The organism is Cellulomonas septica (genome assembly GCF_012396155.1).
GTDB classification, from domain to species: domain Bacteria; phylum Actinomycetota; class Actinomycetes; order Actinomycetales; family Cellulomonadaceae; genus Cellulomonas; species Cellulomonas septica.
Genome location: NZ_JAAXOY010000222.1, coordinates 1 through 5,038, shown reverse-complemented (window position 1 = coordinate 5,038; position 5,038 = coordinate 1). Strand labels below are relative to the sequence as shown.

Below are 5,038 nucleotides of genomic sequence, written 5' to 3'. Positions count from 1 at the left end.
CGTCGCCGCCGCGGTCAGCGTGCCCGTCGCGCTCGGCGCGCTCGCGGTCGTCACCGCGGGTGCGGCCGTCGTCGGGGCGACGTCCCTGCGGCCGACCACCGAGGTCGACGCGTAGGTCCCGCGCTGGTCGCTCGGGCCCGGAGACCGCGACGGGGACGTCCGCGCTAGACCCCCGCCGGGGCGCTGCCGCGCAGGATCGACGTCATCTTCTTGCCGCGCGCGACCTCGTCCACGAGCTTGTCCATGTACCGGATCTTCTGCATGAGCGGGTCCTCGATCTCCTCGACCCGGTACCCGCAGATCAGGCCGGTGATGAGCGAGACGTTCGGGTTGAGCCCGGGTGCCTGCGCGAAGAACTCCTCGAGCGTGCGCTCGTCGGCGACCGCCTCCCGCAGCCCGGCGTCGTCGTACCCGGTGAGCCACGTGATCACAAGGTCGACGTCCTCGCGGGACCGGCCCTTGCGCTCGACCTTCTCGACGTACAGCGGGTAGATGCTCGCGAAGCTCATCCCGAAGATCCGGTGCCCGGCCATGTCGCTCGCCCTCCGTCGTCACGCAGGGTGCCGTGCCGACCCCGCCGTCTCTGCCACCAGTATCCCGCCCGCGCCCCCCGCGGTCAGGAGCGTCGCCGCGGCCAGTCGAGCATGACGAACAGGTCCCGCTCACCCGGCCGCCCCTCGAGCAGCGCCCGCGCGAGCGCGGGCTCGCCCGCCTGCTCGCACGACCACAGCTCGAAGTCGACGACCTGCGACCACGCGGGCGGCAGGTAGCCGAGCACCGTCGTGCCGCGCACCACCTTCACGACGTCGTGCTCGGTGCGCGCGAGCACCACGGCGAACCCGCGGTCCGGGGTCCGCGACGGCGCCGGCGACCGCTCCTCGACGAACCCGCGGACCCGCACGGGCACGCGGCCACCGCTCGACGGCACGAGGCGGCCGGGCAGGTCGGTCGGGGGCGACCAGCGCATGGCGGGAACCTACTCCTGCCCGCCGCCGGCGTCGCCGGGGACCGCGGGGACGGTCGCGGAGCACGAGGTCAGGAGTGCGCCGTCGAGCAGGACCTCGACGTCGACCGTCCCGCCGCCCGCGCCGTCGACGGGTAGCTGCGCCCCGCCAGACACCAGGCCGACGTCGTTGTCCACGGTGCCGCCGTCGGACGTCGTGCGGACCAGCAGCCGGCGCGACGTCTCGTTCGACATCGCCAGGTCGTCCCACCGCACGTTCAGCGTGACGCTCGTGCGTCCTTCCTTGCGGCCGTCGTCCGGCCGCGGCCACAGGCGCATGTCCTGCGTCCACTCGCGGTCCACGACGAGCTCGGCGCCCTTGACCGTCACGAACGCCCCGGGCGTCTGCTCGGTCAGGACGCACTCGGTCTGCGCGAGCCGCTCCACGCCGCCCGACTGGCCGAACCGGACACCCGCCGGCACCCCGACGGCGACCAGCACGACGGCGCCCACGGTGGCGGCGACGGAACGACGCCACACGACGTCCCGGTCCGCGCCCGGCTCGGGCCACCGGGGACGACGGACGACGGCCGTCCCCGCGAGGCTGTCGGCGAACGTCTGCCGCTCGCGGTTCCACAGCGGCCGCAGGTAGCCGATCAGCAGGATCGCGTCGAGCAGGTGCGCGAGCCAGCGCCCGACCGACCGCAGCACGCCGGGCCGCTCGTCGAGCGGGAGCCCGTCGGGCGTCGCCCGCACGACCGCGACGCCCAGGACGCGTCGTCCGGGCGTCTGCCCGGTGAGCCCCTGCAGCACGAGCATCGCGAGCCACGCGCCGATGAGCGCCCACGACGACGGCCACGGCTCGCCGGTGGTCTGGGGCGTGATGCCGAGGTCGAACGTCGGCTGGAGCGTCGGCGAGGCGAACCCGTCGCCGACCGCGAACCACGTGATCGCGCCGAGCACGGCACTGTCGAGGAGCGCCGCGACGACCCGTCGTGACCAGCTCGCGTACGCCGGCGTCGCGTCGAGCTCCGCCGCCGGCGGCTGGAGGACGGGCATCGTCATGCGCGGGATCGTCCCAGGCCACGGCGTCGCGCACCAGGGCCCGGAACGACGAAGCCCGCCCCACCGTCGTGGTGGAGCGGGCTTGCTGTGCGCCCGGAGGGACTCGAACCCCCAACCTTCTGATCCGTAGTCAGATGCTCTATCCATTGAGCTACGGGCGCGTGACCCTCGCGGGCCGTCCTGAACGATACAGGGACGACCCGCCAGTCCCCAAACCGGAATGGCGTGACCCTCGGCACGCCGCGTCGCGGCTGGCAGGATCGCGGCCATGACGAGCACCGGACGGCTGGGGACGGGGGGTGGTCGCGTCGGCATGCGCGCCGACGTGCTGCGGCACGGGGACGGTCACGACGGCAGCCGCGTCGGGTACGTGGAGCTGTTCTTCGACCTGGTGTTCGTGTTCGCGGTGACGCAGCTGTCGCACCTGCTGATCGCGCACCCCGACGGCGAGCACGTCGTGCAGACGCTGATCCTCGGCTGGGCGATCTGGTGGCTGTGGATCGACACGACGTGGGTGACCAACTGGCTGGACCCCGAGCGGCTGCCGGTGCGGGCGATGCTCATCGTCCTCATGCTGCTGGGCCTGCTGATGTCGAGCGCGATCCCCGAGGCGTTCGGCGACAAGGCGCTGCTGTTCGCGGTCCCCTACGTGACGATCCAGGTCGGGCGGACGCTGTTCACGGCGTGGGCGATGGGCCGGCACTGGCCGGTCAACGCGGTCAACTTCGTGCGCATCGCGATCTGGCTGTCGGTGTCGGGCGCGTTCTGGGTCGCGGGGGCGCTGCTGGAGGAGCAGCGGCTCCTGCTGTGGGCGGTCGCGGCCGTCGTCGACATCGCGGGGCCGCGGTCGATGTTCTGGGTGCCGGGCATGCGCGGGACGCACGCGTCGACGTGGGAGGTGCGCGGCGACCACATGGCGGAGCGCGTCGCGCTCTTCATGATCATCAGCCTGGGCGAGTCGATCATCGTGACGGGTACCGCGTTCGGGGACCTCGCGGTGACCCCTGTGACGGTCGTCGCGTTCCTCGCGGCCTTCGCGTCGACCGTGCTCATGTGGCTGCTGTTCTTCGACCGCTCGGAGCGGCGTGCCGCGGAGTACTTCGCGACGCGCGACGAGACGGGCATGGTCGCGCAGACGGCCTACACCTACGTGCCGTTCCTGCTCGTCATGGGCATCGTGGCGACCGCGGTCGCGGACGAGCTCGTGCTGATGCACCCCGAGGGGCACCACGGCGCGACCGACGGGTGGACGGCGTGGATCATGTGCGGTGCCGTGGCCGTCTACCTGCTCGGCAACGCGCTGTTCCGGCGGGCGACCGGCGGCCGCTGGTCCGTCTGGCACCTGGGCGGCGTGGCCGCGGCGCTCGCGCTCGTGCTGCTCGCGCCGGCCGTCACGCCGCTCACGCTGTCGTGGCTCGCGAACGCGGTGCTGCTGGCCGTCATCCTCGGCGACGTCCGCGCCGCCCGACGTGCGAAGGCCGCCGCCCGGGCCCGCGAAGGGGACCGGGCGGCGACCTGAACCCCATTCATGCCTTCGGCGCACGTTGCCGCTCGCGCCGAGGGGCCTCTCGATCTGATCGCCAGCACCGGGGAGCAGCACCACGTCAGCGGTCAGCGTTTCGTTGACGGCGGCTCCCCGAGTCTGCCGCCGGGACCGACCAGCGCGCCGGGCCCACGATGACGGCCCCGACGCTGCTGACATGGGCGCTGTAGTACGAAACGTGTTACGTTCGATCAGTGAAGATGCTGCCGATCCTCTGGACCGAAGAGTCCGAGGAGCACATCGCGCGGCACAACGTCACACCAGCGCAGGTCGAGGAACTGTCTACAGCCGGCCACGCTGGGTGACACCTGGACGTGACGACACGACGCTGATCTTCGGAGTGACGGACGGCGGGGCCCACCTCGTCGTCGTCCTGGCGGACGCGATGGACGGCTCCTGGTACGTCGTCACCGCTCGACCGATGACCGGCAGCGAGCGCAAGACATTCGAACGGAAGGGGCGGTGAACATGGCACGCGACATCAAGGCACTGCGGGAGCATTTCGACAACGCGGACCTCACCGCTGAGATCACGGCGGCCACGCTCGACGAGCGTGTCGTCGACGAACCGATGGTCGCGATCTCAGTCCGGATGCCCGCGTCGACGCTCAACGCTGCCCGGCGTCTCGCCGATGCGCAGGGCGTCAAGGTCACCGCGCTGCTGCGCGGCTGGATCGAGGACGGCGTCGGCGGTGAAGTTCTCCGTGACGACGACGCCGTCGTGCTCGTCCGTGACCTCCGGCGGCTGATGGCCTCGTCCGTCGCCCACGTCCCGGCCACTCGCGCACCCCGAGCGACGGTGCGTCCAGAGCAGGCCGCGGCGGGCTGACGCCTCGCTGACTTGGCAGGGCTCGCCTTCGACCAGGGTCTCCGCCACCTCGGTCGAGCGCGCACAGGCTGGGGCGCGACGGAATGAAGCCGCACTAGGGCGTGTCTCCCGATCCGAACAGCCACGTGCTGCGGAACTCGTCCATCGAGCCCTCGTGGGACTCCACGTCAGCATCGATCCAGTTCCAGCGGACCACTGCCTCGCCAGGGGCGTCGAGGCCAGCGCAGAACGGGTTACCGGTCCCGTCGTCCTCGGCGACGTCCGCGCCGCCCGACGCGCGAAGGCCGCAGCCAGGACCCGCGACAGGGACCGGGCTGCGGCCTGGTCGTCGGGCCCGGGCGTGGCCGCCGCCTTGCGACGCACCCGACCGCCGGTCCGACCCGTCAGGCCGCGTCGGCGAGCCGCGGGAACAGCCGCGCGACGAGGTCGTCGAGCGTCACGACGCCCGCGAACCGCGCGTCGTCCCGCAGCACGGCGAGGTGCTGCCGCTCCTCGCGCATCTGAGCGAGCGCCTCGTAGACGGGCGTGCCCGCGGCGAGCGTGAGCACAGGCCGGACGAGGTCGTCGACAAGCTCGTCGTCGCCGCGCACGAGGGTGTCCCGCACGTGCACGACGCCCGTCAGGGCGTCCCGCGCGCCGACGAGCACGCGCAGGTGCCC

General features: G+C 72.5%; 7 protein-coding genes and 1 tRNA gene. 3 read left to right on the top strand and 5 right to left on the bottom strand.

The genetic code is table 11. The annotated features are described in order from the left end of the window. Window positions 1–164: 164 nt before the first annotated feature. From HGA02_RS10000 to HGA02_RS09985, 4 genes are all read right to left on the bottom strand, one after another. Entirely contained in the window at window positions 165–533 is a 369-nt protein-coding gene (locus HGA02_RS10000; protein WP_168678879.1) for a DUF2200 domain-containing protein, read from the bottom strand. An 83-nt stretch (window positions 534–616) separates the two neighbouring features. After that, the gene (locus tag HGA02_RS09995) at window positions 617–967 is read right to left on the bottom strand and encodes a hypothetical protein (protein ID WP_168678878.1); all 351 of its coding nucleotides are present in this window, start codon (window positions 965–967) and stop codon (window positions 617–619) included. A 9-nt stretch (window positions 968–976) separates the two neighbouring features. Then, window positions 977–2,008, bottom strand: a complete 1,032-nt coding sequence (locus tag HGA02_RS09990; protein ID WP_168678877.1) for an RDD family protein — start codon at window positions 2,006–2,008, stop codon at window positions 977–979. A gap of 88 nt (window positions 2,009–2,096) precedes the next feature. After that, window positions 2,097–2,169: transfer RNA gene (locus HGA02_RS09985), tRNA-Arg, on the bottom strand. 107 nt (window positions 2,170–2,276) lie between these two features. Between HGA02_RS09985 and HGA02_RS09980 the strand changes: the two genes are divergently transcribed. The 3 genes from HGA02_RS09980 to HGA02_RS09970 all read left to right on the top strand — a co-directional run bounded on the left by HGA02_RS09980 (window position 2,277) and on the right by HGA02_RS09970 (window position 4,379). Continuing rightward, the gene (locus HGA02_RS09980) at window positions 2,277–3,527 is read left to right on the top strand and encodes a low temperature requirement protein A (RefSeq protein WP_168678876.1); all 1,251 of its coding nucleotides are present in this window, start codon (window positions 2,277–2,279) and stop codon (window positions 3,525–3,527) included. 325 nt (window positions 3,528–3,852) lie between these two features. After that, window positions 3,853–4,017 carry a BrnT family toxin gene (locus HGA02_RS09975; RefSeq protein WP_168678875.1) on the top strand — a complete coding sequence of 55 codons (165 nt, stop codon included), beginning with the start codon at window positions 3,853–3,855 and terminating at the stop codon, window positions 4,015–4,017. Window positions 4,018–4,019: 2 nt separating this feature from the next. Continuing rightward, entirely contained in the window at window positions 4,020–4,379 is a 360-nt protein-coding gene (locus HGA02_RS09970; RefSeq protein ID WP_168678874.1) for a hypothetical protein, read from the top strand. Between the two features lie 383 nt (window positions 4,380–4,762). Here the strand turns inward: HGA02_RS09970 and HGA02_RS09965 are convergent. After that, window positions 4,763–5,038 (bottom strand): CBS domain-containing protein (locus HGA02_RS09965; protein WP_168678873.1); only part of this gene is annotated, 276 nt, incomplete at its 5' end.